The sequence below is a fragment of the Paucibacter sp. DJ2R-2 genome, from assembly GCF_025717675.1.
In the GTDB taxonomy this organism is placed as follows: domain Bacteria; phylum Pseudomonadota; class Gammaproteobacteria; order Burkholderiales; family Burkholderiaceae_C; genus Paucibacter_A.
The window spans coordinates 1,126,105-1,151,990 of sequence record NZ_JAJIRT010000001.1; the positions used below are offsets into that span (position 1 = coordinate 1,126,105).

Annotated in this window: 19 protein-coding genes; 8 read left to right on the forward strand and 11 right to left on the reverse strand. The window is 66.4% G+C overall.

Annotation, left to right across the window (positions count from 1 at the left end):
- Positions 1 to 26 precede the first annotated feature (26 nt).
- Positions 27 to 1,532 (forward strand): sensor histidine kinase, encoded by a 1,506-nt coding sequence (locus tag LNV28_RS04895; protein WP_263516218.1) that lies wholly within the window; start codon positions 27 to 29, stop codon positions 1,530 to 1,532.
- Here the strand turns inward: LNV28_RS04895 and rodA are convergent.
- The 5 genes from rodA to LNV28_RS04920 all read right to left on the reverse strand — a co-directional run bounded on the left by rodA (position 1,523) and on the right by LNV28_RS04920 (position 7,556).
- On the reverse strand, positions 1,523 to 2,683 hold the full coding sequence (gene rodA, locus LNV28_RS04900) for a rod shape-determining protein RodA (protein ID WP_263516217.1): 1,161 nt from the start codon (positions 2,681 to 2,683) through the stop codon (positions 1,523 to 1,525). The genes LNV28_RS04895 and rodA overlap by 10 nt on opposite strands.
- Complete coding sequence (gene mrdA / locus LNV28_RS04905; protein ID WP_263516216.1) at positions 2,680 to 4,779, reverse strand: penicillin-binding protein 2; 2,100 nt, start codon at positions 4,777 to 4,779, stop codon at positions 2,680 to 2,682. The genes rodA and mrdA overlap by 4 nt, the downstream gene beginning before the upstream one ends.
- A 34-nt stretch (positions 4,780 to 4,813) precedes the next feature.
- Positions 4,814 to 5,335 (reverse strand): rod shape-determining protein MreD, encoded by a 522-nt coding sequence (gene mreD / locus LNV28_RS04910; RefSeq protein ID WP_263516215.1) that lies wholly within the window; start codon positions 5,333 to 5,335, stop codon positions 4,814 to 4,816.
- Complete coding sequence (gene mreC, locus LNV28_RS04915) at positions 5,332 to 6,327, reverse strand: rod shape-determining protein MreC (RefSeq protein ID WP_263516214.1); 996 nt, start codon at positions 6,325 to 6,327, stop codon at positions 5,332 to 5,334. The genes mreD and mreC overlap by 4 nt, the downstream gene beginning before the upstream one ends.
- A gap of 185 nt (positions 6,328 to 6,512) precedes the next feature.
- The gene (locus LNV28_RS04920) at positions 6,513 to 7,556 is read right to left on the reverse strand and encodes a rod shape-determining protein (protein WP_102768596.1); all 1,044 of its coding nucleotides are present in this window, start codon (positions 7,554 to 7,556) and stop codon (positions 6,513 to 6,515) included.
- Positions 7,557 to 7,838: 282 nt separating this feature from the next.
- On the opposite strand from LNV28_RS04920, the gene gatC reads away from it, so the two are divergent.
- Genes gatC through gatB form a run of 3 tightly spaced genes read left to right on the forward strand, consistent with a single transcriptional unit; the run spans position 7,839 to position 11,111 of the window.
- A complete protein-coding gene (gene gatC / locus LNV28_RS04925) occupies positions 7,839 to 8,138 on the forward strand; it encodes an Asp-tRNA(Asn)/Glu-tRNA(Gln) amidotransferase subunit GatC (RefSeq protein ID WP_102768597.1) in 300 nt (99 codons plus the stop codon).
- Positions 8,135 to 9,652: an Asp-tRNA(Asn)/Glu-tRNA(Gln) amidotransferase subunit GatA gene (gene gatA, locus LNV28_RS04930; protein ID WP_263516213.1), complete on the forward strand. Its 1,518-nt coding sequence runs from the start codon at positions 8,135 to 8,137 to the stop codon at positions 9,650 to 9,652. The genes gatC and gatA overlap by 4 nt, the downstream gene beginning before the upstream one ends.
- Before the next feature lie 4 nt (positions 9,653 to 9,656).
- Positions 9,657 to 11,111: an Asp-tRNA(Asn)/Glu-tRNA(Gln) amidotransferase subunit GatB gene (gene gatB, locus LNV28_RS04935; protein WP_263516212.1), complete on the forward strand. Its 1,455-nt coding sequence runs from the start codon at positions 9,657 to 9,659 to the stop codon at positions 11,109 to 11,111.
- A 108-nt stretch (positions 11,112 to 11,219) separates the two neighbouring features.
- On the opposite strand, the gene LNV28_RS04940 is transcribed toward gatB, so the two are convergent.
- The 3 genes from LNV28_RS04940 to LNV28_RS04950 all read right to left on the reverse strand — a co-directional run bounded on the left by LNV28_RS04940 (position 11,220) and on the right by LNV28_RS04950 (position 15,046).
- A complete protein-coding gene (locus tag LNV28_RS04940; protein WP_263568741.1) occupies positions 11,220 to 11,936 on the reverse strand; it encodes a hypothetical protein in 717 nt (238 codons plus the stop codon).
- Positions 11,937 to 11,959: 23 nt separating this feature from the next.
- Positions 11,960 to 12,655, reverse strand: a complete 696-nt coding sequence (gene pyrE / locus LNV28_RS04945) for an orotate phosphoribosyltransferase (RefSeq protein WP_263516210.1) — start codon at positions 12,653 to 12,655, stop codon at positions 11,960 to 11,962.
- Positions 12,656 to 12,772: 117 nt separating this feature from the next.
- Positions 12,773 to 15,046, reverse strand: a complete 2,274-nt coding sequence (locus tag LNV28_RS04950; RefSeq protein WP_263516209.1) for a TonB-dependent receptor — start codon at positions 15,044 to 15,046, stop codon at positions 12,773 to 12,775.
- Between the two features lie 305 nt (positions 15,047 to 15,351).
- Between LNV28_RS04950 and LNV28_RS04955 the strand changes: the two genes are divergently transcribed.
- The 4 genes from LNV28_RS04955 to LNV28_RS04970 all read left to right on the forward strand — a co-directional run bounded on the left by LNV28_RS04955 (position 15,352) and on the right by LNV28_RS04970 (position 21,921).
- Positions 15,352 to 16,152: an exodeoxyribonuclease III gene (locus LNV28_RS04955; protein ID WP_263516208.1), complete on the forward strand. Its 801-nt coding sequence runs from the start codon at positions 15,352 to 15,354 to the stop codon at positions 16,150 to 16,152.
- 84 nt (positions 16,153 to 16,236) lie between these two features.
- Positions 16,237 to 17,379, forward strand: coding sequence for a class C beta-lactamase (ampC, locus tag LNV28_RS04960; RefSeq protein ID WP_263516207.1), 1,143 nt, complete (start codon positions 16,237 to 16,239; stop codon positions 17,377 to 17,379).
- Between the two features lie 147 nt (positions 17,380 to 17,526).
- Complete coding sequence (locus tag LNV28_RS04965; RefSeq protein ID WP_263516206.1) at positions 17,527 to 18,582, forward strand: serine hydrolase domain-containing protein; 1,056 nt, start codon at positions 17,527 to 17,529, stop codon at positions 18,580 to 18,582.
- Positions 18,583 to 18,786: 204 nt separating this feature from the next.
- Complete coding sequence (locus LNV28_RS04970; RefSeq protein ID WP_263516205.1) at positions 18,787 to 21,921, forward strand: ligand-binding sensor domain-containing diguanylate cyclase; 3,135 nt, start codon at positions 18,787 to 18,789, stop codon at positions 21,919 to 21,921.
- A gap of 51 nt (positions 21,922 to 21,972) precedes the next feature.
- On the opposite strand, the gene LNV28_RS04975 is transcribed toward LNV28_RS04970, so the two are convergent.
- From LNV28_RS04975 to LNV28_RS04985, 3 genes are all read right to left on the reverse strand, one after another.
- A complete protein-coding gene (locus LNV28_RS04975) occupies positions 21,973 to 22,374 on the reverse strand; it encodes a hypothetical protein (RefSeq protein ID WP_263516204.1) in 402 nt (133 codons plus the stop codon).
- An 82-nt stretch (positions 22,375 to 22,456) separates the two neighbouring features.
- Positions 22,457 to 23,848 (reverse strand): TolC family protein, encoded by a 1,392-nt coding sequence (locus LNV28_RS04980; RefSeq protein ID WP_263516203.1) that lies wholly within the window; start codon positions 23,846 to 23,848, stop codon positions 22,457 to 22,459.
- 11 nt (positions 23,849 to 23,859) lie between these two features.
- The gene (locus LNV28_RS04985) at positions 23,860 to 25,884 is read right to left on the reverse strand and encodes an ATP-binding cassette domain-containing protein (protein WP_263516202.1); all 2,025 of its coding nucleotides are present in this window, start codon (positions 25,882 to 25,884) and stop codon (positions 23,860 to 23,862) included.
- Between the last annotated feature and the right edge of the window lie 2 nt (positions 25,885 to 25,886).

The window sequence follows — 25,886 nt, forward strand, 5'->3', positions numbered from 1 at the left end:
CCTCGCTCACGACTGGAGCCCCGGCCATGGCGGCTGAAACCGGCCAACGCTCGCTGTTCGGCGAGATCCTGGACTGGATGCTCGCGCCGCTGCTGCTGATCTGGCCGATCAGCGTGGCCCTGACCTGGCTGGTGGCGCAAGGCATTGCCAGCCGCCCTTACGATCGCGAGCTCGGCGAGATGGCCCGCACCCTGGGCCTGCAAGTGGCCTCGGCAGCACCGCTGGCCGAGGGTCGAAGTGCGCGCTCGCGCTATGCCCTGGCGCCCGAAGCGGCCGCCCTGCTGCGCGCCGACGAGACCGACACGGTCTATTACCAGGTGCTGGGCCTGCGCGGAGAATTGCTCAACGGCGACGCCAAGCTGCCCGTGCCGCCCGAGGACGATGTCATCGTGCCCTGGGAGCTGCATTTCCGCGATGAAGACATGGGCAGCGAGCGCGTGCGCGTGGCCTACCTTTGGGTCGCGCCCGAAGGCATGGCCGGGAGCACCCAGACTATGCTGGTGCAGGTGGCCGAAACCCTGGGCAAGCGCTCGCGCCTGACCAACGAAATCATCAAAGGCGTGATCCTGCCGCAGTTCGTGATCCTGCCTCTGGCGGTGCTGCTGGTCTGGCTGGCCTTGGCGCGCGGCATCGCGCCGCTCAACGAGCTGCAGCGGCGCATCCGCTCGCGAGAGAGCTCGGACCTCAGCCCCATCGACGAACGCCGCATCCCGGACGAAGTCGCTCCCCTGGTGCGTGCCATCAATGACTTGCTCGCACGCCTGGACCAGTCCATCAGCAGCCAGAAGCATTTCCTGGCCGACGCTGCCCACCAACTCAAGACTCCACTGGCCGGTCTGCGCACCCAGGCCGAATTCGCCCAGCGCGAGATCGACGAAGGGCGCAGCGAGCCAGCCGAACTCAAACGCTCCTTGCAGCAGATTGCCTTGTCCAGCCAGCGCGCCGCGCACATGGTCAACCAGCTGCTAGCCATGGCCCGCGCCGAGGACCAGGAACATGCGGCGCAGCGCAGCGAAGTCAACCTGGCCGAGTTGGCCACAGAAACCGTGCGCGACTTCGTGCCGCGCGCCTTAGACAAGCGCATCGACCTGGGCTACGAAGGCCCGGAGCCCGATGCATGCAGCCTGAGCCTGCTCGGCCATGGACTGCTGATCCGGGAGCTGATCCGCAACCTGGTCGACAACGCCCTGCTCTACACGCCGCCCGGTGGCACGGTCACCGTGCGCATCGTCGAGGACCCTTTCGGCCAAGTCTGTGTGCTGCAAGTCGAGGACTCAGGACCGGGCATTCCGGAAAGCGAACGGGACAAGGTCTTCCAGCCCTTCTACCGGGCGCTGGGAACCAATGTGGATGGGTCCGGCCTGGGCCTGGCCATCGTGCGCGAGATCGCGCAACAGCATGAGGCGGAACTGACGCTGGACGACACGCGGCCGCGCCGCCCCGGGCAACAGCCCGAGGCCGATGGCCAGGGACCAGGCGCCCGCTTCACGGTGCGCTTCCACTCCCGACCCATGAGCCCAGTTCAGGACTGATTGAAGCGCCGCGATTTCGCAATCGACATCAGCAAGCCAAGGCCGAAGCCCAGGGTCACCATGGCGGTGCCGCCATAGCTGATGAAGGGCAGGGGCACGCCGACCACGGGCAGGATGCCGCTGACCATGCCCATATTGACGAAGACATAGGTGAAGAAGCTCAGCGTGATGGCGCCCGCCATCAAGCGTGAAAACAGGGTGGGCGCGTCCGATGCAATCATCAAGCCGCGCATGATCAGCGCGGTGAAGCCAGCCAGCAAGCCGAGCGCGCCGAACAGACCGAACTCCTCGCCATAGGCGGCAAAGATGAAGTCGGTGGTGCGTTCGGGGATGAACTCCAGATGGGTCTGCGTGCCCTTCATGAAGCCCTTGCCGGTCAGGCCACCGGAGCCGATGGCGATCTCGCCCTGGATGATGTGGAAGCCTTTGCCGAGCGGGTCCTTGGTCGGGTCCAGCAAGGTGCAGACACGGTTCTTTTGATATTCACGCAGCACCGGCCAGGTCACATCGGGCTGGCAGATCGCCTCCTCGCTCATCACCAAGGCGGTGACGGCCGCCCCAGCCAGCACAAAGGCTGGAATGATCAGCCGCCAGGACAGGCCAGCAAAGAAGATCACATACATGCCGGTGCTCAGCACCAGGATGGACGTGCCCAGGTCCGGCTGCTTGGCCACCAGTCCCACCGGGATCGCCAGCAGCACGAAAGCGGCCACAAAGTCCGGCAGGCGCAGCTGCCCCTCACGCTTCTGGAACCACCAGGCCAGCATCAATGGCACGGCAATCTTGAGGATCTCCGAGGGCTGGATCTGAGTCACACCGACGTTGAGCCAGCGTGTCGCCCCTTTTTTGGTGATGCCAAACATGGCCGTAGCCAGCAGCAGCGTCACCCCCACCACATAGAGCGGCATGGCCAAGGCCATCATGCGCTGAGGCGGCACTTGGGCGACCAGGAAAATGATGATGATGGCCAGCAAGGTGTTGCGGCCATGATCGACAAATCGTGTGCCGTGGTCGTAACCGGCCGAATACATGCACACCATGCCCAGACCCATCAGCCAGGCGATGGCCAGCAGAAGAGGCAGGTCGAAGCCGCTGAACCAGGGCCGCAGACGCTGCCACCAGTTCGGGCCATTGAAGGCATTGGCGCTCATGGGCGGGCTCCTGAAGCGGCTGGCTTGGGCGCAGGGGGCTTGGCAGCGCTGGCTGGCAGGGGCGCGGCTGGCGCAGAACTGGCGGCCGAAGCCGGCGAGGCCGCCGGCAGGCTGCCCGAAGCGGCGACTGCCCCCGCCACCGGCGCCTGACCCGGCAAGGGCACCTGCTCGATGCGACGTGGCTGGCCCACGGGCGCGGTGGTCTTGCCCAGCTGGGTCAAGGCGATGTCTTCCTCGCTGGGGTACTGACCCATCAACATGAAATCAAAGACCCGGCGCGCGATCGGCGCGGCCGAAGTGGAGCCAAAACCGGCGTTCTCGACGATCACGGCCAGGGCGATGGTGGGCTCCTCCAGCGGCGCAAAGGCGATGTAGAGCGAATGGTCGCGCTTGCGCTCATCGGCCTTGATGTCCTTGTAACGCTCGCCGGCGCGCAAGCCAATGGCCTGCGCCGTACCGGTCTTGCCGCCACTTCGATAGCCGGCGCCGTTGAAGGCAGCGCGCGAAGTGCCTTCGATGGTCACCCCGTGCATGGCATTGCGGATCACATCGACCTGCTCGGGCTTGAGGGCCAGGGGCGGCAGGGCGTCGCTGGCGATGCGGCGCTGCTCATGGCGCACCACATCTTCGATTTCGCGCACCAGGCGCGGCTTGAAGCGCTGGCCGCCGGTCGACAGGGTGGATACGGCGGTGGCGATCTGCAACATGGTGAAGTTGTTGTAGCCCTGGCCAATGCCCAGCGAGATGGTCTCACCGGCAAACCACTTCTGGTTCGCCGGGTTGCGGGCAAAGTAGCGGCGCTTCCAGGCCTGCGAGGGCAGCACACCCGTGACCTCGCCCTGCACATCGATCTCGGTCTTGCGGCCGAAGCCGAAGGGTTCGAGTTCGTCGTGAATCAAGTCCACGCCCATCTCGTTGGCCAGGCTGTAGAAGTAGACATTGGACGAGCTGACGATGGCCAGGCGCATGTCCTTGGGCCCGGGCCGGTCGGTCTCCGGGCTGCCGAAGGTGCGGCCACCAAAGCTGTAGGTCAGGTTGTCCATGACGATGGTGCCGGGCGCACGTTTGCCGCTGTTGAGCGCGGCCATGGCCATGAAGGGCTTGAAGGTCGAGCCGGGCGGGTAAGTGCCGCGTAGCGCGCGGTTCAGCAGCGGTTTATCCAGGTCTTCGTTGAGATCGCGCCAACTGTCGGCGTCAATGCCATCAACGAAAAGATTGGGGTCAAAGGTGGGCTTGGAGACAAAGGCCAGCACCTCGCCATTGCGCGGGTCGATGGCCACCAGGGCACCGCGCCGGTCCTTGTAGAGCTCTTCCACCAGGGCCTGCAGGCGAATGTCGATGGACAGCATCAGCGTGTTGCCCGGGGTCGGCGGTCGGTGGGCCAGGCGGCGCACAGCGCGGCCGCCGGCGCTGGTCTCCACCTGCTCGAAACCGGTGATGCCATGCAGCTCGCGCTCGTAGCTCTGCTCCAGGCCCAGCTTGCCGATGTACTCGGTGCCACGGTAGTTGGCGATGTCCTCGTCCTCCCAATCGTCCATGGCTTTCTTCTCGGCCTGGTTGATGCGGCCGATATAGCCGATCAAGTGGGCACCGACCTCGCCCAGGGGGTAGCTGCGGAACAGCCGCGCCTTGATCTCGACGCCGGGGAAGCGGAAGCGCTGGGCGGTGAAGCGAGCCACCTCGGCCTCGCTCAGCTTGGTGCGGATCGGCAGGGACTCGAAATTCTTGTTCTCGCTCATCAGCCGCTTGAAGCGGCGGCGATCGCGCGGCTGCACCTCGATCACCTGGGCCAGGGCGTCGATGGTGGTCTCCAGATCGGGCACCTTGGAGGGCGTGATTTCCAAGGTGTAAGCCGAGTAATTGCTGGCCAGGACGATGCCATTGCGGTCCTTGATCAGGCCACGGTTGGGGACGATGGGCACGACCGTGATGCGGTTGGACTCGGCCCGGTCCGACAGGCTTTCATGCTGGATCACCTGCAAAAAGACCAGCCGCGCCAACAGCAGGCCGAAGCAGAACAGCACAAACGCCGCCGCGGCCAGCAAGCGCAGGCGGAAGCGGCCCAGCTCCTGCTTGACGTTCTTGAGCACCGTCATGGCAAGCCCACCCAGTCAGACTGCAGGCCGTGCTTCACAGCGGCCGGTGCGCATCGCGGTCTGGCGCACGGCGCTGCGGCGCCAGCAGCATCACACTGGCCAGCGGCCACAGCAGGGTTTCAAACAGCGGCGCCAGCAAGAGCGTCCATCCCGGCCACATGCCACCGACAGACAGGCGCACCAGCAGAGACACGGCATGGGCGAGCACGAACAAGGGCAGCACCTGCAAGGCCTGAGCGCCAAGGCTGAAGCCGGTCAGACGGCGGTGCAGGGTGATGGCGCCGAAGCTCAGCAGGCTGTAGGCCAGGGCATGCTGGCCCAGCAAGGCCCCGTGGTGAATATCGATCAACAAGCCCAGCACAAAGGCCCAGACCACACCGACCCGGCGCGGTTGGTGCACGCCCCAGAACACCAGCACCACCGACAAGAAGTCGGGCATGGCCGGGAAACGGCCGATCGGCACCATATCGGCCAACAAGGCCAGGAACAGGCTGAGTGCGATGAAGGCCGGATTGACCGGCAGCAGCAGCTGGCCGGCGCCGCGCGGCATGATCATGGTTGGCCTCCGCTGTTCTTGGCGTCTGCCTTGGCCTCGGCCTTGGCTTCCGCCGCCGCGGCCTTGCGCTGGGCCTTGAGGCTGGCGGCCGAAGCGGCCTCTGCGGCCAGCACGGCCGCCGCTTCTGCCTTGGCCTTGGCGTGCTGCTCTTGAGGCTGCAGCACCAGCACATGGCGCACGCTGTCGAGCTGGGCGACCGGCTGCAGGCGCACACTGGCAAAGCTGGTATCGCCGCGACGTTCCACCGACGTCACCTTGGCCACCGGCAGGCCCGAAGGGTAGACCCCGTCCAGGCCCGAGGTGGACATCAAGTCGCCCGGCTTGATGTCGGCATTGGCGGCCAAAAAGCGCAGCTCCATGCCATTGCCATCGCTGCTGCCAAACGCCGCATTGCGCGCCTGCGTGCGGGTGTTGAGCACGGGAATGGCGGCGTCTTTGTCACTCAGCAGGGTGACCTCGGCCGACAAGGTGTAGACCCGGGTCACTTGACCCAACACGCCGGCATCGTTGATGACCGGCGAACCGGCTTGTACGCCGTGGCGGCTGCCGCGGTCGATGACCACGCGGCGCGAATAGGGGTCGGCCGCTTCGTACAGCACCTCGGCCGACAGCGAGGCCACCTCCAATGCCGGGCGCAATTCGAGCAGCGACCGCAGGCGCTGGTTCTCGGCCTGCAACTGGGCCGCGCGGGCCAGACGTTCGGCCTGCTCCACCAATTGCTGACGCGCCAGCGCCTCCGCCGCCATGGCCCGCTCGGTGCCGCGCCGATAGTCGCCGAAGCTCTCCCAGGCATCGACCGGGCTCAGCAGCAGGCGCTGGAAAGGATGCAAGACCAAAGCCAGAGCAGCTCGGGCCGGCTCGACCACATGAAAGCGCGCATCGGCCACCATCAGGAACAACGCCAGCGCCGCGCACAGCACCAGCCGCGCCTGGGCGGACGCGCCCTGGCGAAAGAAAGGTGGCGGGTTGCGATCTGGGGGGCCGAGGGGCATGGCGCTATCGACTCAACTCGCTGTCGTTGCGTGCTATCTGGAAGGAACAAAAACCGCACGTAGGCCGTCGCGAGCGGGTGTCAAGCTAGGCGGCCGGAGCGCAGGAACCGGAACGTACTCCCTGTACGTGAGGATTCCGAGCACCGCCCAACGACGCCTGGCGCCCGCGCAGCAGGCCCCCGCCATCACTCGGAGGTGAAGATGGAGCCGAGGCGCTCCATGCGCTCCAAAGCCATCCCGCAACCCCGCACCACGCAAGTCAGCGGATCCTCGGCCACCAGCACCGGCAACCCAGTTTCCTCGGCCAGCAAACGGTCCAGATCGCGCAGCAGCGCGCCGCCGCCGGTCAGCATCATGCCGCGCTCGGCGATGTCGGCGCCCAGCTCGGGCGGGGTCTGTTCCAGCGCGTTCTTCACGGCGGAGACGATCTGATTCAGCGGGTCCGTCAGGGCTTCCAAGATCTCGTTGGACGAAATCGTGAAGCTGCGCGGCACGCCTTCGGCCAGATTGCGGCCCTTGACTTCCATTTCCTTGACCTCGGAGCCCGGGAAGGCGCTGCCGATGTTCTTCTTGATTGCCTCGGCCGTAGGCTCGCCGATCAACATGCCGTAGTTGCGGCGGATGTAGTTGATGATGGCTTCGTCGAACTTGTCGCCGCCGACGCGCACGCTGCCCTTGTAGACCATGCCGCCCAGGGAGATCACGCCCACTTCGGTGGTGCCGCCGCCGATGTCCACAACCATGGAGCCGGATGCTTCGCTGACCGGCAGGCCGGCGCCGATGGCGGCCGCCATCGGTTCTTCAATCAGGTAGACCTCGGAGGCACCGGCGCCCAGGGCCGATTCACGGATGGCGCGGCGCTCGACCTGGGTAGAACCGCAGGGCACGCAGATGATGATGCGCGGGCTGGGGCGCAGCATCTTGGAGTCGTGCACCATCTTGATGAACTGCTTGAGCATCTGCTCGGTGACGGTGAAGTCGGCGATCACGCCGTCCTTCATCGGGCGGATCGCCTCGATATTGCCCGGCACCTTGCCCAGCATGGCCTTGGCCTCGCGGCCCACGGCCTGGATCGTCTTCTTGCCGTGCGGGCCACCTTCGTGGCGGATCGAAACGACCGAGGGTTCGTCCAAAACAATACCCTTGCCGCGCACATAAATCAGCGTATTGGCGGTGCCCAAGTCGATGGCGAGGTCGGAGGAGAAATAACGGCGCAGGGAAGCGAACATGATGTGTCTGGAGCGCAAACCACCTACATCTGAGCCTATGGGCTGGAGATCGTGGGCAGCTCGCGGGTTGGTCGGGAGGTCTGAATGGGGTCGGGCTGTTCGGTGTTCGCCATATGCAACGAGGCTGCGTGAGCCCTTGCGGCAACGCAGCCCCGTGACATTGGAGATAAGCGGAGATAATACCCGATCACCCCCTAGTTACCGGCTGGGACGGGCCGTTTGTTGCGCTCTTTACAGCTCGCCACGGCCTTTGTTTCCGCCATCTCCGGACCCGGTTTCCCCATGGCCTTGACACCACAAGACGTAAGCCGCATCGCCCATCTGGCGCGCCTGGAGCTGCAGGAGGCCGAAAGCGCCGCCCTGCTGCCCCAGCTGAATGACTTCTTCTCCATCGTCGAGCAGATGAGCGCGGTGGACACCGCCGGCGTCGAGCCGCTGTACACCCCACTGTCCGCCATCCAGGAAGTGCATCTGCGCCTGCGCGAGGACGCCGTCACCGAAAGCAACCAGCGCGAACTCAACCAGCGCAGCGCCCCGGCCGTGGAAGACGGCCTGTTCCTGGTTCCCAAGGTCATCGAATGAGCATCTCGAACAACACCCCCCTGCACGATCTGGGCGTGGCCGAGCTGGGCCAGGGCCTGCGCGACAAGCAGTTCTCCAGCGTCGAGCTGACCCAGCACCTGCTGCAACGCGTCCAGTCCAGCGACAGCCAGCTGGGCGCCTTCCTCCATGTGGACGCCGACCACGCCCAGGCCCGCGCTCGTGCGGCTGACGCCCGCCTGGCCGCTGGCGAAGGCGCTCAAGCTGGCGGCGCCCTGATCGGCGTGCCCCTGGCGCACAAGGACATCTTCGTCACCGCCGACATGCCGACCACGGCCGGCTCCAAGATCCTGGCCGGCTACCGCAGCCCCTTCGACGCCACCGTGGTGGCGCGCCTGAACGCGGCCGGCACGGTTTCGCTGGGCAAGCTCAACTGCGACGAGTTCGCCATGGGCTCGGCCAACGAGAACTCGGCCTACCAGCCGGTGGCCAACCCCTGGGACGCCAGCCGCGTGCCGGGCGGCTCCTCGGGCGGCTCGGCCGCTGCGGTGGCCGCGCGCCTGCTGCCGGCCTCCACCGGCACCGACACCGGCGGCTCGATCCGCCAGCCGGCCAGCTTCACCGGCATCACCGGCATCAAGCCGACCTACGGCATCTGCAGCCGCTACGGCATGATCGCTTTTGCCTCCAGCCTGGACCAGGCCGGCCCCATGGCCCGCTCGGCCGAAGACTGTGCGCTGCTGCTCTCGGCCATGAGTGGCTTTGACGAGCGCGACGCCACCAGCGTGCAGCAAGCCCCGCAAGACTTCCACGCCCAGATGCTGATCGCTCGCGAGGGCGCCACGGCAGCCCAGCCGCTCAAGGGCCTGCGCATCGGTCTGCCGCGCGAGTTCTTCCCGGCCGCCCTGTCGGCGGACGTCAACAGCGCCGTGCGCGCCGGCCTGGCCGAGCTGGAAAAGCTCGGCGCCACTCTGGTGGACGTGAGCCTGCCGCGCACCGAGCTGGCGATTCCGGTGTACTACATCATTGCCCCGGCCGAGGCCAGCTCGAACCTGAGCCGCTTTGACGGCGTCAAGTTCGGCCATCGAGCAGCCAAGTACGACGATCTGCTCGATATGTACAAGAAAACCCGTGCCGAAGGCTTCGGGGCCGAGGTCAAGCGCCGCATCATGATTGGCAGCTACGTGCTGTCTCACGGTTACTACGACGCCTACTACCTGCAGGCACAAAAGCTGCGCCGCATGATTGCCGACGATTTCCAGCAGGCCTTCCAGCTGTGCGACCTGATCGCCGGCCCGGTGGCGCCCACCGTGGCCTGGAAGCATGGCGAGGGCAAGGACGACCCGGTCAAGGCCTATCTGGCCGACATCTTCACCTTGCCCGGCTCCTTGGCCGGCCTGCCCGGCATGAGCGTGCCCGTGGGCCTGGGCGAAGGCGGCATGCCGGTTGGCTTGCAGCTGCTGGGCAACTACTTCAAGGAAGGCCAGCTGCTGCACACCGCACACGCGCTGCAGCAAGCCACCGACTGGCACCGCGCCGCTCCCGCAGGAATCTAAGCACATGGCATCTAGCAGCAAATTGATCCGTGGCTACGAGGTCGTGATCGGCCTGGAAAACCACGTCCAACTGTCCACCGTTTCCAAGATCTTCAGCGGCTCCTCCACCGCCTTCGGCGCCGAGCCCAACACGCAGGCTTCGGCCGTGGACCTGGCCCTGCCGGGCACCCTGCCGGTGCTGAACCGCGGCGCCGTCGAGCGGGCCATCCGCTTCGGCCTGGCCGTGGGTGCCAAGGTGGCGCCGCTGTCCATCTTTGCGCGCAAGAACTACTTCTACCCCGACCTGCCCAAGGGCTACCAGATCAGCCAGTTCGAGATCCCGGTGGTGCAAGGCGGCCGGGTCGAGTTCTTCGTCGGTGACGAGAAAAAGGTCGTCAACCTGACCCGCGCCCACCTCGAGGAAGACGCGGGAAAAAGCCTGCACGAGGACTATCACGGCCAGAGCGGCATCGACCTGAACCGCGCCGGCACGCCGCTGCTGGAGATCGTCTCCGAGCCCGAAATGCGCTCCGGCGCCGAGGCCTGCGAGTACGCCAAGACCCTGCATGCGCTGGTGATGTGGCTGGGCATCTGCGACGGCAATATGCAGGAAGGATCCTTCCGCTGCGACGTCAACGTCTCGGTGCGCAAGCCCGGTGAGCCCTTCGGCACCCGCCGCGAGATCAAGAACCTGAACAGCTTCCGCAATCTGATCCAGGCGGTGGACTACGAGGTCAACTGGCAGATCGACGAGATCGAGGACGGCCGCAAGATCCAACAGGCGACCGTGCTGTTCAACCCGGACACCGGCGAGACGCGCAGCATGCGCAGCAAGGAAGACTCGGCCGACTACCGCTACTTCCCGGACCCCGACCTGCCACCGCTGGTGATCGGCGCCGACTGGATCGAACGCGTCAAGGGCGAGATGCCCGAGCTGCCGCGAGTGATGGCGGCCCGCTTCGAGCAGGCCGATGGTCTGACTGCCTACGACGCCGCCCTCATGACCCAGAGCCTGGCCACGGCACGCTTCTACGAAGCCGCCAAGGCCGTTTGTGGCGCGCCCAAGCTGGTGGCGAACTGGCTGCAAGGCGAAGTCTCACGCCGCCTCAACAGCGAAGAGCGCAGCATCGAAGCCAGCCCGGTCAGCCCCGAGCTGCTGGGCCAGCTGATCCAGCGTATCCAGGACGGGACGATCTCGAACAATGCGGCCAAGCAGGTGTTCGAGGCGCTGTGGTCGGGCGAGGGTTCCGAAGTCGACGCGGTGATCGAAGCCAAGGGCCTGAAGCAGGTCAGCGACACCGGCGCCATCGAAACCATCCTCGACGAGGTGCTGGCGGCCAATCCGAAATCGGTGGAGGAGTTCCGCGCCGGCAAGGACAAGGCCTTCAACGCCCTGGTCGGCCAGGCCATGAAGGCCACCAAGGGCAAGGCCAACCCGGCCCTGGTGAACGAGCTGCTGAAGAAGAAACTGGCCGGCTGAGCGCCTGCGTTCAAGCTCACACACCAGATCAAGCGGCGCCTCAGCGCCGCTTTTTTCTTGGGCTCAACAGTCGCGAGTTTGCCCCGCGCAATGGCAAGACCGCGGCGCTCAGCGTGAGCTGGAAGCTGCCGACTCCGCGCTGCTGCTCATCGCGCCCAGGCTGCCGGGCGCGGAGCCGGTCCAGAGGCGTTTGAGGCGGGCCAGCTCTTCGTCGTAGCGGGCATTGATACGCACCATTTCAGCGCGCGAGTTGCCGATCAACTGCTGCTGGGCCAGGGCCGCCGCGTCATTGCGGTCGAGCTGCTGCTTGAGCTTGGGCGGCAAGGGCTTGCCCTTGTAGAACTCGGTCTCGTCGAGCAGGGGCTTGCGCTCTTCGGCCAGTTCCTTGATGCGGCGCTCCGAGATCTCGATGCCCTTCTTGACGTCGTCCAATGCCAGCGTGCGCGCTTGCTGATGAACCTGGGCGTTCGGGAATCGCAGCATCAGGTTGCGGTCACGACGCACGGCGTCGTTCCGGGCGGCCTGCTCAGCGGCCAAGCGACGCTCCTTGGCTTCCTGCGCGGCACGCTCCTCAGGCGAAAGGTAGGGCGGCAAGACGGCGCGTTGCGAACCGTCGGCATTCAAGATGCGCTGCTCACGCGCGGTGCATTCGGCGATCGGCCGGTCCGAGGTCAGGCGGCGGCCGTCCGGCAAGGCACAGCTGTAGATGCCACTCGTTCCCGTGTTCGGTGCTTGCGCCACGGCCTGTGCCGTGGCGGCGCAAGCCAGCGCCAGCACGGTGGCCGTGCCCACGGTCCAGTTCATGCGAATGAAGCAGCGGGCCATAGCAGAGGCAGGAGCAGCAATCATCAGACTCCGTAACGGTCCCGATAAGCCTGGACAGCGCCGGCGTGGGCCGTGACTTCGCTGTCGCTGGTGGTGCGCAAGTATTCCAGCAAGTCGGCCAGACCGGCAATCGCTATCACCGGCAGTTGCAATTCTTCACTGACGTACTGCACTGCGGACTTGGGACTTTCGACGCCGTTCTCGACCGCCTTCTCCTGGCGGTCCAGGGCGATGGTGACGCCGCAAGGCGTGGCGCCGGCCGCGGCAATCATGGCAATGGACTCGCGCACCGAAGTGCCGGCGGAGATGACATCGTCAATGATCAAGACCCGACCCCGCACCGGCGCGCCGACTAGGCTGCCGCCTTCGCCGTGATCCTTGGCTTCCTTGCGGTTGTAGGCGTAGGGCTTGTTGTGACCCAGACGCGCCAATTCCACCGACAAGGCGGCGGCCAGCGTAATGCCCTTGTAGGCGGGGCCGAAGATCATGTCGAACTGCAGGCCCGAGGCGATCAGACGCTGGGCATAGAACTGCACCAAACGGCCAAGCTTGGCGCCGTCATCGAACAAGCCGGCATTGAAAAAGTAGGGGCTCAGCCGCCCAGCTTTCGTTTTGAACTCCCCGAAACGCAAGACACCGGCCTGCACGGCGAAGGCGACGAATTCCTGGGCAAGCAGGTCGGGAGCAGCGGGCGTGGAAGTCGTGGACGAGGCGTTCATGGCGGGTTCATGCGAGAAGTTGCAACACATTGTAGGGGCGCAAAAAAGCCCGTCCCCCCAAAGAGGGACGGGCTTCAGGCCGTGAGAAATACCGGCTCGGGCCGCCGGAAACAGGGCTTAGAACAGGGCCTTGAACTGCAGACCGTAGGTGCGCGGATCGTTGATGAAACCGGTCAGGTTGTTGAAGGCGATCGCGCCGTTGACCACCACCTTGTTGGTGATGTTGCGGCCAAAACCGGCGACTTCGTACTTGCCGTTGTCCCAGGTGTAACCGACGCGAATGCCGCCTTCCAGCAGCGACTTGCCGGTGAACTCCACCGAGGGCAGCAAGAAGAAGTTGATCTTCGAGCGATAGGCCCAGTCGGTGTAGACAAACACTTCGCTGCCATCAGCCAGCGGGATGCCGTAGCGTGCGGTCACGTTGGCTATCCACTTCGGTGCGTTGGGCAGGGGGTTGTTGTACAGGCTGTAGCGGCCCTGGCCATCGGGGGTGCCGATGGGGATGGCACCGCTGCCGGGGCGCACGTCGAACAGGCTCGAGTCCTTGATCTTGGTGTCGTTGTAGCTGGCACCCAGAGTCAGCATCAGGTTCTCGGTGGGCAGCAGATCCAGGTTGATCTCGAAGCCCTGGCCGGTGGCTTTGCTGGCATTGAGCAAAGTGTTGGTGTTGCTGGTCGAGCCCACGGCGGTCAGCTGCTGGTCCTTGACCTTGTAGGAGAAGACATTGGCCGACAAGCGGGCGCGACGCTCCCAGAAGTCGCTCTTGATGCCCAACTCGTAGGAGGTGACGTTCTCCGGGCGGGCCTTGCTCTGCGCACCGAAACCATCGGCCGGGTAGATCGAGGCGGCACGGAAGCCGGTCGCGACCCGCGCATAGAGGTTGGTCTCGCGGCTCAGGCTGTAGGTGCCGGACAGGTCCCAGTTGACCTTGTTGTTGTCGGTCTCGGCGCTGGTGCCCGCGGTGTCGATGACCTTGCCCGTGGTGGCCAGGGTCTTCTTGTCGTTGGTGTAGCGCAGGCCGGCACGCAACTTCAGCTCGGGCGAGACTTCATAGTTGATCGAACCGAACAGGGCCCAGGCCTTGTTGGTCTGGCGGGTGCTGATCAGCGGCGGCACGGCAGCCGTGTAGTCGTACGACTCCATGGTGTAGCGCTCGTCGAAGAAGTAAGCGCCACCCTGCCAGCGCAGCGGGCCGGCCGCGTTCGACTCCAGGCGCAGTTCCTGGCTCAGCTGGCGGTGGTCACGCAAAGCGTCCGAAGTTTCGACCGGGAAGAACACCTCGCCTTCCTTGTCATAAGGCGGCAGCTTGAAGTTGCTGGGGATGACTCGCAAGATGTAGCCGCCGTCCACGTCGGCGCGGCTGAAGGGCTGCACCGTCTCGATGGCCGTGATCGAGTGCAGGGTCATGCCGTCCAGCGCCCACTTGAGCTTGGCGCTGCCGCCGGTGGCGTGCAGGCGCTGCTCATTCTTGCCGTCGATGTACATCTTGGCCGGGTCGAAGCCCGCCACCAGTTCGTTCGTGCCCGGCTTGATGATGCTGGAGCGGAACATGCGCGGCGAGCCGTCCAGTTCGCGGTTGTGCACATTGAACAGGGCGCTGAAGGCCTTGCTCGGCTCGTAGAGCGCCTGAATGCGCACGGCGCGGTCGTCATAGCCTTCGGTGGCCGGCGTCTGCGCGTTGGGCACCTGGTTCTTGACCCAATCGTCGCGGTGCTGAACCTGAGCCGAGATACGCGCCGCCCATTCGCCGCTCAAGGGCAGATTGAAGGCGCCTTCGAGGTTGCTGGTGCCATACGTGCCGTAGGAGAAGCTGGCATAGCCCTCCTGCTTCTTGCCTGGCTTGACCGAATCGAACTTGACCACGCCGGCCGGCGTGTTGCGGCCGAACAGCGTGCCTTGCGGGCCGGCGATCACTTCCACGTTCTTGACGTCGAAGACCGGGAAGCCCTTGAGGATGGGGTTCTCCTGCACCACGTCGTCATAGATCAGCGAGACGGGTTGCGAGGCATTGAGGCGGAAATCGGTGTTGCCGTAGCCGCGGATGTAAAAGCGCGGGAAGGCGCGGCCGAAGGACGATTCGATGTTCAGGCTGGGCACGCGGCCGGACAGGAAGCGCACGTCCTGGCCGCTGGAGTTCAGCACATCGAGCTTTTCGCCGCTGATGGCGGAGACGGCATTGGGCACGTCCTTGATGTTCTCGGTGCGGCGCTCGGCGGTGATAACCACCGTCTCCAGCTTGCTCTTGTCAGCCTTGGCGGCCGAAGCTTCGTCCGAGGTCTGCGCCAGCGCGGAACTCAGCGGCCAGGCGGCCAGCACCAGGCTGAGCGCCAAGGTCAGGGGGCGGGGCGAAGTCAAGGAGGCGAGGGAATGATCCGGGTACTGCGCTTTCATGCGGGGAACTCCATGGATGAACTGATGAGGGCTGCCAAAGCCTGGAAAGGCCGGGCGGCCCGGGCGGCCGCACCGTTCTGGCGCGGCCATTTCGATAAACGTTGCAATCTAGCAAGCGGCGTGCCCGAAACCGGCCTCAGGCCCCGAAGAAGCGCGATCTGTCGCCAAAATCCAGCAGACCAATCGAGATACCAATTTCTCGCAGCCCGACGGCCTGCTGACAAAAGGCGGGCAGGCCATTTGCGATACTGCCGCGCGCGCCTCCGCGCCATTCCCTCCGCACCCAGCCAGCGAGACTCTGTCCCATGCGTTTCATCACCGCCAATCTGAACGGCATCCGCTCCGCCGCCACCAAAGGCTTCTTCGACTGGCTGCCGGCACAAGGCGCCGATGCCCTGGGAGTGCAGGAGGTGAAGGCCCAGGACGAACATGTGGCCGGCGTGTTCTGCAGCTCGGGCGAACTCCAGGGCCATTTCCACTACGCTGAGAAAAAAGGTTACTCAGGCGTCGGCCTCTACACCCGCGAGGAGCCGAGCGAGGTCTTGATCGGTTTCGGCATTCCGGAGTTCGACGCCGAAGGCCGCTACATCGAAAAGCGTTTCGACAAGCCCGGCCGCAAGCTCAGCCTGATCAGCTGCTACTTCCCCAGCGGCAGCAGCGGCCCCGAGCGGCAAGAAGCCAAGTACCGCTTCCTCGACGCCATGCGCCCCCATCTGGCCGCACTGAAGGCCGAGCGCGAATTCATCTTGGTCGCCGATGTCAACATCGCGCACAAGGAGGCCGACCTGAAAAACTGGAAGGGCAACCTGAAGAATTCCGGCTTCCTGCCCGAGGAACGCGCCTGGCTGGACCAGCTCTTCGGCAGCGGCAAGGGCCAGGGCGGCCTGGTCGACGTCTACCGCCAGCTCCACCCCGACACCACCGACGAGTGCTACACATGGTGGAGCAACCGCGGCCAGGCCTACGCCAAGAACGTGGGCTGGCGCCTGGACTACCACTTCGCGACACCCAAGCTGGCGGCCTTGGCCAAGCGCGCCTCCATCTACAAAGACCAGAAGTTCAGCGACCATGCGCCGCTGACGGTGGATTACGACTTCAGCCTTTGAAGTGCAGCGATTGCCTCGACTCTACAAGCCGCTCCATCACCATCACGCTGAGTGACGCCCTTGCTTTCTCTCTACTCCCGCCGCATGCTGCGACTCTGCAGCGCAGCTCTTGCGGCTCTGCTCCTGCCACGCGCCCATGCTGACGATGCTGCGCGTGTTCGCCCTGCCGTCGAAGCCGCGATTGCCCCACTGATGAGCCAATATGCCGTGCCCGGCATGGCGCTTGGGGTGTCGCTGAACGGCCGTGCATATCTCTTCAATTTCGGAGTGGCCTCCAAAGCGTCGGGCCAGGCCGTGACCGACGCCACCCTGTTCGAAATCGGCTCCATCAGCAAGGTCCTGACTGCGACGCTGGGCGCCTATGCCGAAGCGAGCGGGAAGCTCTCGCTGGCCGATCACCCCGGAAAGTACATTCCAGAGCTGCGCGGCAAGACCATCGACCGAGCGACCCTGCTGCATTTCGGCACCTACACGGCGGGTGGTCTGCCCTTGCAGTTTCCTGAAACAGTTCATGGCCAAAAAGCCATGTTTTCCTACTACGCAGGCTGGAAGCCTGCGGCGCCGCCGGCCAGCATTCGCGAGTACTCCAACCCCAGCCTGGGTCTGTTCGGGCTGGCGGCCAGCAATGCCTTGGGAATGAGCTTTGCCAGCGCGATGGAGACGACGCTGTTCCCGGCATTTGGCATGACGAGCACCTACATCCAGGTGCCTGATCGGGCAGCGCTGAACTACGCCTGGGGATATCGAGGTGAGCAGGCGGTTCGTGTCAATCCAGGCCCCATGGATGAGCAAACCTATGGGGTAAAGACCACGGCCGCAGATTTGCTGCGCTTTGTCCAGGCCAATTTGGACCCTTCCACCCTCAGTGGCCCGATGAAGCGCGCCGTGCTGGCCACCCAGATCGGACGGTTCCGGGCCGGCCCCATGGTGCAAGGCTTGGGCTGGGAGCAATACGGCTATCCCATCAGCCGTGAGTGGCTCTTGGGCGGCAACGCTGAAGAAGTCATCTTCGACCCTCTGCCAGTGCAAAAAGTCTTGGCGGGCCAGGACCCGGGGCCGCGCTTGTTCAACAAGACCGGATCGACCGGGGGTTTTGGCGCCTATGCGCTGTTTGTCCCCAAGGAACAGTTCGGCCTGGTGATCCTGGCGAACAAGAACTATCCGATCCCAGCGCGTGTCCAGGCCGCCTATGCCATCTTGACGGCACTGGTCGGGGATCGTCCCTGATCGAGAGCTTCGCAGACATGGCGAGCGTAGATCGCCAACCGGCCCATCAACACATCACCGCGCCCAAGCTCGTGGCCCCGCCTCGGCAAGCCTGCACGTGGCGAGGTGGGCGGAGTGGCGGAGTGGCCAGGCCCGTATGCTGCCGCCATGAGTCTTGATATCCCACTTCTCCTCGATCGCTTCGACACCGCCATCGCCACACTGCGCGAAACGTACGATCCCTCTGGCCCGGGCTTTTGTATCGGCCTTGCCATCGAAGGCCGGACCGTCCGCACCTCGCATCATGGCTTGGCGCATCTGGAATGGCCGCAGCCGCTCGCGGGTGACACCCGCTTCTACCTCGCATCGGAGTCCAAGTTTTGGGTCGGGGCGCTGGTGATGCAGGCGCTTGCAGCAGGCCGGATCGCACTAGACGCCGATATGCGTGCGCTCTTGCCCGCGCTCGCAAGCTACGAGCATCCTGTGCTCCTGGGCCACTTGCTGCGCCACACCAGCGGTGTCGATGACTATCTGTACCTGTGGCAGATGCAACTCGGGCGAAACGAAAGTGATCTCGTCACTCAGGCGCAAGCGCTGGAGTTGATCCGCAAGACCGAAGACGGAGATTTCGAGCCCGGCAGCCGCTTTGATTACAGCAACAGCAACTACGTGCTCTTGGCCGACTGGTTGGAACGCGATGCCGGCTTGCCGCTGGACGAGATCGCACGGCAGCGCCTCTTTGCGCCTTGGCAACTGCACGACACCGGTTTCGAGAACGACCCGCATCGCGTGTTGCCACGCCGTGCTCGCAGCTACCAAGCCCTTGCGGCCGGTGGCTGGCGCGAATTGCCGGTGAACCTGGGCAGTTGGGGCGATGGCGGCATGTGGTCAACGCTGGACGAGCTGCTGCGCGCCGAAGCCTGTTTGCTGGACGATTGGCGTCGCCAAGGCAGCCATTCGCTGCTCGCTCGGTGCGCCGCTGACGACCCGCGTTTCGCTTCAGCCGGCCAGCCCTATCGCTTCGGCACCGAGATCATGCGCAAAGATCAGCGGCAGATCTTGTTTCACGGCGGCAGCTTCGCCGCCTTCTCTTCGCTGGCGCTGCGTTGCCTCGAAGACGGTTGCGCACTGGTCGTGCTGGCCAATGCCGAGGGATTCGATGCATCCGCCCAAACATGGGCGAACCACCTGTGGCCGGGGGCCGAACTGGATTTGGCACCGTGAGGGATCTTGGGGCGCCGGCAGAGTGCCAGGACTTCTGACGCGCGTGAACGCTTCGGCAGGCCTGCTCCTGCCAGTTGGCGCTGAGCACGGCAGCACGGGCAGTGCTCCAAGTCACGGTGCACCGAGGCAGCGTGCAGAGGCGCCAAGGCGCCTTGCCGTAGACTGGGCCTCAAGATGCCCGCCCACCCTGCATCCCCACGCCTCATGTCGCACGCCTGGCGGGCGGCCGGCCTGTTCTTGCTTTCTTTGGCTGTTCTGCTGCTGCGGCCGAACTGGATTGGCTCCGCACAGGCGGCCGCCCCGCCGGCGCGCTGGGCCGAGCTGGCCGACGCGACCTTTCACAACCGTGCGCAAGACGCCGGCCTGCCCAACTCGCTGACCACGGCCATCGCCGAAGATGGCGACGGCTTTCTATGGGTTGGCACGCAAAGCGGTCTGGCGCGCTGGGACGGCCATCGCTTTCGCCACTACAAGCCGCAGCAAGGCGACCCGCGCAGCCTGCCCGACCACTGGGTCACCCGCCTGCACCGAGACCGCCAAGGGCGACTCTGGATTGGCACCAGCGCCGGTGGACTGGCGCGTTATGAGCGCCAGAGCGACGACTTCAAGCGCTTTGCACCCGGGCCCGGCGGCCTGCGCAGCGCGGCCATCTACGCCCTGGCCGAGGACGGCCGGGGCGGCCTGCTGATCGGCGGCGCGGCCGGACTGGACCGGCTGGATCTGGCGAACGACACCATCCAGGCTCAAGCCGCGGTGTTTGCCCGCCCGGGCGAAAGCCAAGCGCCGGCCGAGCAAATCCAAGCCCTGTTGCTGGACCGCAGCGGCGGCCTGTGGGTCGGCGGCACGCTCGGCCTGCGCCTGCGTCCGGCCGGCGCCACGGCCTTCCAAAGCGTGGACCTGCCGGCCGGCAAGGCACAGGCTGTGCAGGTCTGGAGCTTGTACCAGGACGAGCAAGCTCAGGTCTGGGTGGGCAGTCGCGCCCACGGCGCCTTCCGCGTGCCGGCCAGTGGCCAGGGCGCCGAGCGCATCGGCGGCGAGGCCCAGGGATTCGCAGCGCTGCGGCAAAGCTGGGTCCATGCCATCGGTGGCGGCGCGCCGGGCGAAGTCTGGCTCGGCTGCTACGGCCAGGGCCTGGTGGCCGTGGACAGCACCAGCGGCCGGCTCAGCCGCATCCGCCACGACCCCGGCCTCAGCAACAGCCTGGCCGGCGACATCATCTTCGCCATCTACCGCGACGACCGCGGCAACAGCTGGGTGGGCAGCCAGCGCGGCCTGAGCCGCAGCACGACCCGGCCCGGCGTGCAGACCCTGTTCGGCGGCAGCCACCGCCCGGTCCTGCGCGGCGGCGATGTGTTCGCTCTGCTGGCCACGCGCGACGGCCGCATCTGGCTGGGCCTGCAAGGCGAGGGGGTCGACATCATCGACCCGGCGCATGCCCGAACGCAGGCGCTGCGCGCCGACCCGGACCGGCCCGAGGAGGCCCTGCCCAGCGACCATATCTTCGGCCTGGCGCAGGGCGAGGATGGCAACGTCTACCTGGCCACCGGGCGCGGCCTTTACCAGGCCAGCGAAGACGGCCGCCAGCTGCGCCGCCTGCAGCTGCCCGGCCGCGCACCCAGCCTCAGCAGCTACCGCTTGCTGGCCCAGCCCGGCCGGCTCTGGCTGGGCGGGCGCGATGATGGCCTCTGGCTGCTGCCCCTGCCGGTCAAGCCGGGCCAGGCCGCCGAGCAGATTCCACCGGCGGCGCTGAGCGACGGCCGCATCACCGTGCTGCGCCAGGGCCGCGACGGCGAGGTCTGGGTCGGCACGCGCAATGGGCTCAACCGCATCAGCGCCGACCGCAAGATCACCCGCATCAGCGCCGACCCGGCCGACCCGCAGGCCCTGGGCGCGGGCCTGATCGCCAGCCTGCTGCTGGACCGACAGCAGCGCCTCTGGGTGGCCACCCTGGGCGGCGGTCTGCATCTCTTGACCCATTGGGACGGCGAGCGCCCGCGCTTTCGCCGCCTCGGCACGGCGCAAGGGCTGCCCAGCGCCAACGTCGACGGCTTGCTGGAGGACGCAGGCGGCCAGATCTGGGCCAGCACCGCCGATGGCATCGCCAGGATCGACCCCGAGCGCCTGAGCGTGCAGACCCTGCGCGCAGCCGAGGGCGTGTTCATCCGTGGCTACTGGATCGACGCCGCTGCCGTGGCGGCCGACGGCAGCCTGCTGTTCGGCGGCGAGGGCGGCCTGACCGTGCTGCAGCCCGAGCGCATCCAAAGTTCGGTCAACAAGCAGGAGCTGGTCCTGACCGAGGGCTGGGTCGGCGACCGAGCGGTGCCGCTGGGCCGCTTCAACGGTGCGGCCTCGGCCAGCACCGAGCCCCTGCGCCTGGCGCCCAACACGCGCGGCCTCAGCATCGAGTTCTCGGCCCTGGACTTTGTCGCGCCCGAGCGCCGCCGCTACCGATACCAACTCGACGGCTTTGACAAAGACTGGATCGAGACCGACGCCAGCCGCCGCCTGGCCGCCTACACCCATCTGCCGCCCGGCAGCTACCGCCTGCGCCTGGCCAGCAGCGACGGCCAGGGCGACTGGACCGAAAGCAGCCTGAGCGTGCCGATCGAGATCCAGGCCGCCTGGTACCAGACCCGCGGCTTCCAGCTCCTGCTTGGCCTGCTGCTGCTGGGCGGTGTGCTGGCCCTGGTGCAAATGCGCACGGCCTGGTTGAAGCGGCGCCAGCGCCGGCTGGAGGGCCAGGTGGCCGAGCGCACTGCCCAGCTGGAGCAAAGCACGGAAGAGCTGCGCCTGGCCAATGAGCGCCTGTTCCTGCTCGCCACCAGCGACGCCCTGACCGGCTGCAGCAACCGCCGCTATTTCATGGAGCAAGCCCAACGCCAGCTGGCCGCCGCCCGCCGCAGCGGCCAGGCCCTGTGTCTGCTGATGCTGGACCTCGACCACTTCAAGCGCGTCAACGACCAGCATGGCCACCCGGCCGGCGACGAGGTGCTGCGCCAGACCGCCGAACTGGCCCGTGCCCAGGTGCGCAGCGCCGACCTGCTGGGCCGCCTGGGCGGCGAGGAGTTCGCGCTGCTGCTGCCCGACACCGACCGCGCCGGCGCCCGCCTGCTGGGCGAGCGCCTGTTGCAGGCGATCCGCGAGCGCGAGTTCGCCTACGAACAGCACCGGCTGCATGTCAGCGCCAGCCTCGGCCTGGCCCAGCTGCGGCCGGGCGAGTCCCTGGATTCGCTCTACGCCCGCGCCGACCTGGCGCTCTATGCGGCCAAGGCGGCGGGGCGCGACCGGATCAGCGATGACATGGATGACGTCGAACCTGACGGTCATGCAGAACCTTGAACGCCAGCCCAAAGGCCAGAGTCTGCGTAAGGCCGCAGCGCCGCGTGAGGGCTAGCGCTGAGCGCGGCGCTTCTTCTCGCGCAAAGCAAACCACAAAAAGCCCCAGTTCACCAAGCCGAGAATGAAGGTGATGACCGTGATCATCGTCATCGCCACGCCACCGCCGCTCGCCCCCATGAGACCCGGGATCAAGCCGACAAAGCCCATCAGCAAACTCGGCGCAATCAAGGCCACCACCGCCGCAAACAGCCAGTCCGCCCGGTTCCATTTCCAGAACAGATAGCAGGCATAGAGCATGCCCAGGATGCCCAGGCGCAAGATGCCGCCGGCGCCGACCAGCAGGCCGAACACCGGGGCCATATCGCCATGAATCGAGGCCTGCGCCGAAGCGGGAATTCCTGCGGCCAGCAGGCCTAGAACGCGGATTGAACGGGGCAATGACTGGATCAGCATGGGCAGAAAAGGCGCCAGTTCTGGCGACGGTTTGAAGAAAGAGAGAACGAAAGAGAAACGAGGGCGGGTTTCAGCCCCACCCTCAGGCGCTCGCCAAGGCCTTCTGCAAGGCCGCCTGGTTCAGCCACTGGCGCAGGCGCAGCTGTATGGCCTCCTGCTCCGCGGCCAGGCGGGCATTGCGGGCCTGCAGCCAGTCGGCGCGAGCGATCACGCCGACCTCGTAACGCAGCGCCGCCAGCTTTTCGGTCTGCTGGGCCTCGCCCAAGCGAGCGGCATTGGCCAGGGCCTGCTGGCGCAGCTCGCGGCGCTCGGCCGCCAGTTGCTCCACCTCGACCAGGGCCTTGTGCACCGTGTCGCGCAGGCTCAGGGCCGCGCTTTCCACATCGTTGACCGACTGACCGCGCTGCAGGTCCAGGCGGCGCCAGTCGACCAGGGGCACGATCAGGCTGGAGGACAAAGTGGCCAAGGGCCGCTCCAGCCAGTCGCGCCACTGAGCACCGCCCGTGCCGACACCCAGACTCAGGCTCAGGCTGGGATAACGCGCCGCCTCAGTGGCACGCCACTGCGCCAGAGCGCTGTCCACCTGAGCGCGGTCGCGCTGCACATCGGGCCGGCGCTCCAGGGCCTCGGCCGGCGCTCCCGGTTGCCAGTCACCGGGCTGGCCCTGCGGCAAACTCGGGCTTGCGGGCAAGGCCGGGGCGCTGTCGTCCAAGAGCAAGCCCAGGCTCAGTCCTTGTTGCACGCGCTCGCGCTGCAGCTGAGCCAGACGCGAGCGCAAGCCCTGCAGGCTGCTGGCCGCCTTGTCCACCTCGATGGGCAGCAGCTTGCCTTCGCGCACGCGCAGCCGGGTCAGGGCCAGCACCGCCTCGGCGCCTTGCAGCTGCTCCGCGATCAAGGGCTCTTCCAGCGCCAGCGCGGCCAGGCTCCAATAACTCTCGGCCACACGGCTGCGGATCAGCAGCCGGGCCGCGGCCCAATCGGCGCGCTGGCCGGCGACCTGGGCGGCCTGGGCGGCTTCGCCATGAGCCAGGCGCTGCCAGAGATCGACCTCGTAGCTGACGCTGGCATTGACCGAATAGCTGCGCGACAGCGGCCCCTGCTCCAGCGCGCGGCTGCCGGAAGCGCCGCCGCTCAAGCTGGGCTTGAGGCCACGCTCCAGCTCGCTCTGGCCAAGCTGCAGCTGGGCCCGCTCCCAGCGCTTGAGCGCCAGCGCGATGTCGCGGTTGGCACGCAGCGCCTGCTCTTGCAGGGCAGCCAGCTGGGCATCGGTTTGCATGGCGCCTTCGGCAGACACGGCAACGCTCAGCTGCTGCCACTGTGCCGGCAGACTCGGAGTCACGGCCATATTTGCCGGCACGCCAGCGACCCGGCCACTGGCACATCCGGCCAGCAACAGGCTCAGAGCGGCCGCGGCAGCGGCGAGCGCCGAGACGCCCTGGATGCGCTCATTTTTGGAGTTTGTTTTCTTGTTCATGGCTCTCACCTTCATTCGCGGGCCAGGGCATCGACCGGGCTCAGGGCAGCAGCGCGCCGTGCCGGCAAGGTGCCGAAGACCAGACCGACAAAGCTGGACACAGCAAACGCCACCCCCAGGGCCGCCCAGCTGACCTCGACCTTGAGCGACTGTTGCGCGGCATTGATGCCCTGCGCACCGAGCCAACTCAGGAACACCCCGACCAGGCCGCCCAGGCAGCACAACACCACCGCCTCGACCAAAAACTGCAGGCGCACATCGCCTTGGCGAGCACCGACCGCCATGCGGATGCCGATCTCGCGCGTCCGCTCGCTGACCGAGACCAGCATGATGTTCATGACGCCCACGCCGCCGACCAACAGCGAGATCGCTCCCACGCCGGCGAACAGCAAGGCCATGGCGCCGGTGATCTGCTGGAACTTTCGGAACTCCTCGTCGGCATTCCAGGAGTCGAAGTCCTCAATGCCGTGCAAGGCCTTGAGTCGGTAGGTCAGCTGCTTGCGCACCTCTTCGGGTGGCACCGTGAAATCGAGCAGCACATTGAACTGGTCAGAGTCCGCGCGCACATCGAGCTTGCGCCCGAAGGTGGTGTGCGGCATCAGGACCTGGCCCAGCCAAGACCCAAAGTTGACCGCGCCCCCGGTGTCGGGTGCGACCACGCCAACGATGGTCAAGGGCAGGGCCACGCCGATCGGCACGGCGGCGGCTCCGGCGCCAGCGCCCGCGCCATCGGCCGGCATGCCTTGCGGCGCCACCAGCAGGGTACGACCGAGCGGCGATTCACCCGGCTTGAACAGCGATTTGCGCGCCTTCTCATCGATCACCGCCACCTGCGTAGAACCGGCGTAGTCCATGGCATTGAGGTAGCGGCCCTCGACCAGCTTGAGCTTGCGAGCGGCCAGGGTTTGCTTCTCCGCGCCGAGCACGCTGACCATGGCGTCGCGCGAACCATGGCGCGCAGTCAGCTGAGTCTCGCGGTCCACCGTCACGGCCTTGACGCCGGGCAGGGCACGAATCGCTTCGATCTCGCTGGGCCGGAAGGCCTGGGCGTGCGTGCCGGGCGGCAGATTGGGGTTGCCACGGAACACCGGGATGCGGCCGGACAAGAAGCTGCCCACGTCTTTCTCGATGCTGCCGCGCGCCGCGCTGGTCAGGGCCAGGATGGACACGACCGCGGCAATGCCGATGCTGATGCCCAGCATGGACAGCGCCGTGCGCAGGCGATTGCCTTTGAGCGACTGCACAGCCGACTGCAAGGCCTCACGCCACTGCATCTGCTGCCGGCCCCACCAGCTGCCGCGCGCCAGCGCGGCGGTCTCCCCGGCCAGGGGGCCGGGCAGGCGGTGGTCGGCTGGCGTACCGCTGTCCTTCAGGACCTTGCCGTCTTTGAGCTCGATGATGCGGCGCGCGTGGCCGGCCACATGGGCGTCGTGGGTGACTAGGATGATGGTGTGGCCGCGCTCGTTGAGTTCGCGCAGCAGGGCCAGCATTTCGGTGCCGCTTTGCGAATCGAGCGCCCCGGTCGGCTCGTCGGCCAGGATGATCTGGCCGCCGTTCATCAGCGAGCGAGCGATGGACACACGCTGCTGCTGGCCGCCCGACAACTCATTGGGCTTGTGGTGCATGCGCTCGCCCAGGCCCAGGCGGGTCAGCAAGGCCTCGGCGCGCTCGCGCCGTGCGCTGCCGCTGGCGCCGGCATACACGGCCGGCAGGGCGGCGTTGCCACGCGCGTCCATATGCGGCAACAGGTGGTAGCGCTGAAAGATGAAACCAAAGCGCTCGCGGCGCAGGCCGGCCAGCTCGTCGGGGCCCAGCTGGCTGGCGTCCTGGCCGTCGATCAGGAACTGGCCGACGGTCGGGTTGTCCAGGCAGCCCAGCACATTCATCAGCGTGCTCTTGCCCGAGCCCGACTGGCCGATCACGGCGACAAACTCGCCGGCCTGGATTTTCAGGCTCACATCATCGAGCGCCGGCACATCGATGGCGCCCAGGCGGTAGTGGCGGCCGACGCCGCGCAGTTCGATCAGGGGATGCATGG

What these genes read in the sequence shown, in the direction of transcription:
- LNV28_RS04895 (WP_263516218.1), top strand. Translation starts at nt 27, where the DNA reads ATGGCGGCTGAAACCGGCCAACGCTCGCTGTTCGGCGAGATCCTGGAC.
- rodA (WP_263516217.1), bottom strand. Translation starts at nt 2,683, where the DNA reads ATGAGCGCCAATGCCTTCAATGGCCCGAACTGGTGGCAGCGTCTGCGG.
- mrdA (WP_263516216.1), bottom strand. Translation starts at nt 4,779, where the DNA reads ATGACGGTGCTCAAGAACGTCAAGCAGGAGCTGGGCCGCTTCCGCCTG.
- mreD (WP_263516215.1), bottom strand. Translation starts at nt 5,335, where the DNA reads ATGATCATGCCGCGCGGCGCCGGCCAGCTGCTGCTGCCGGTCAATCCG.
- mreC (WP_263516214.1), bottom strand. Translation starts at nt 6,327, where the DNA reads ATGCCCCTCGGCCCCCCAGATCGCAACCCGCCACCTTTCTTTCGCCAG.
- LNV28_RS04920 (WP_102768596.1), bottom strand. Translation starts at nt 7,556, where the DNA reads ATGTTCGCTTCCCTGCGCCGTTATTTCTCCTCCGACCTCGCCATCGAC.
- gatC (WP_102768597.1), top strand. Translation starts at nt 7,839, where the DNA reads ATGGCCTTGACACCACAAGACGTAAGCCGCATCGCCCATCTGGCGCGC.
- gatA (WP_263516213.1), top strand. Translation starts at nt 8,135, where the DNA reads ATGAGCATCTCGAACAACACCCCCCTGCACGATCTGGGCGTGGCCGAG.
- gatB (WP_263516212.1), top strand. Translation starts at nt 9,657, where the DNA reads ATGGCATCTAGCAGCAAATTGATCCGTGGCTACGAGGTCGTGATCGGC.
- LNV28_RS04940 (WP_263568741.1), bottom strand. Translation starts at nt 11,936, where the DNA reads ATGGCCCGCTGCTTCATTCGCATGAACTGGACCGTGGGCACGGCCACC.
- pyrE (WP_263516210.1), bottom strand. Translation starts at nt 12,655, where the DNA reads ATGAACGCCTCGTCCACGACTTCCACGCCCGCTGCTCCCGACCTGCTT.
- LNV28_RS04950 (WP_263516209.1), bottom strand. Translation starts at nt 15,046, where the DNA reads ATGAAAGCGCAGTACCCGGATCATTCCCTCGCCTCCTTGACTTCGCCC.
- LNV28_RS04955 (WP_263516208.1), top strand. Translation starts at nt 15,352, where the DNA reads ATGCGTTTCATCACCGCCAATCTGAACGGCATCCGCTCCGCCGCCACC.
- ampC (WP_263516207.1), top strand. Translation starts at nt 16,237, where the DNA reads ATGCTGCGACTCTGCAGCGCAGCTCTTGCGGCTCTGCTCCTGCCACGC.
- LNV28_RS04965 (WP_263516206.1), top strand. Translation starts at nt 17,527, where the DNA reads ATGAGTCTTGATATCCCACTTCTCCTCGATCGCTTCGACACCGCCATC.
- LNV28_RS04970 (WP_263516205.1), top strand. Translation starts at nt 18,787, where the DNA reads ATGTCGCACGCCTGGCGGGCGGCCGGCCTGTTCTTGCTTTCTTTGGCT.
- LNV28_RS04975 (WP_263516204.1), bottom strand. Translation starts at nt 22,374, where the DNA reads ATGCTGATCCAGTCATTGCCCCGTTCAATCCGCGTTCTAGGCCTGCTG.
- LNV28_RS04980 (WP_263516203.1), bottom strand. Translation starts at nt 23,848, where the DNA reads ATGAACAAGAAAACAAACTCCAAAAATGAGCGCATCCAGGGCGTCTCG.
- LNV28_RS04985 (WP_263516202.1), bottom strand. Translation starts at nt 25,884, where the DNA reads ATGCATCCCCTGATCGAACTGCGCGGCGTCGGCCGCCACTACCGCCTG.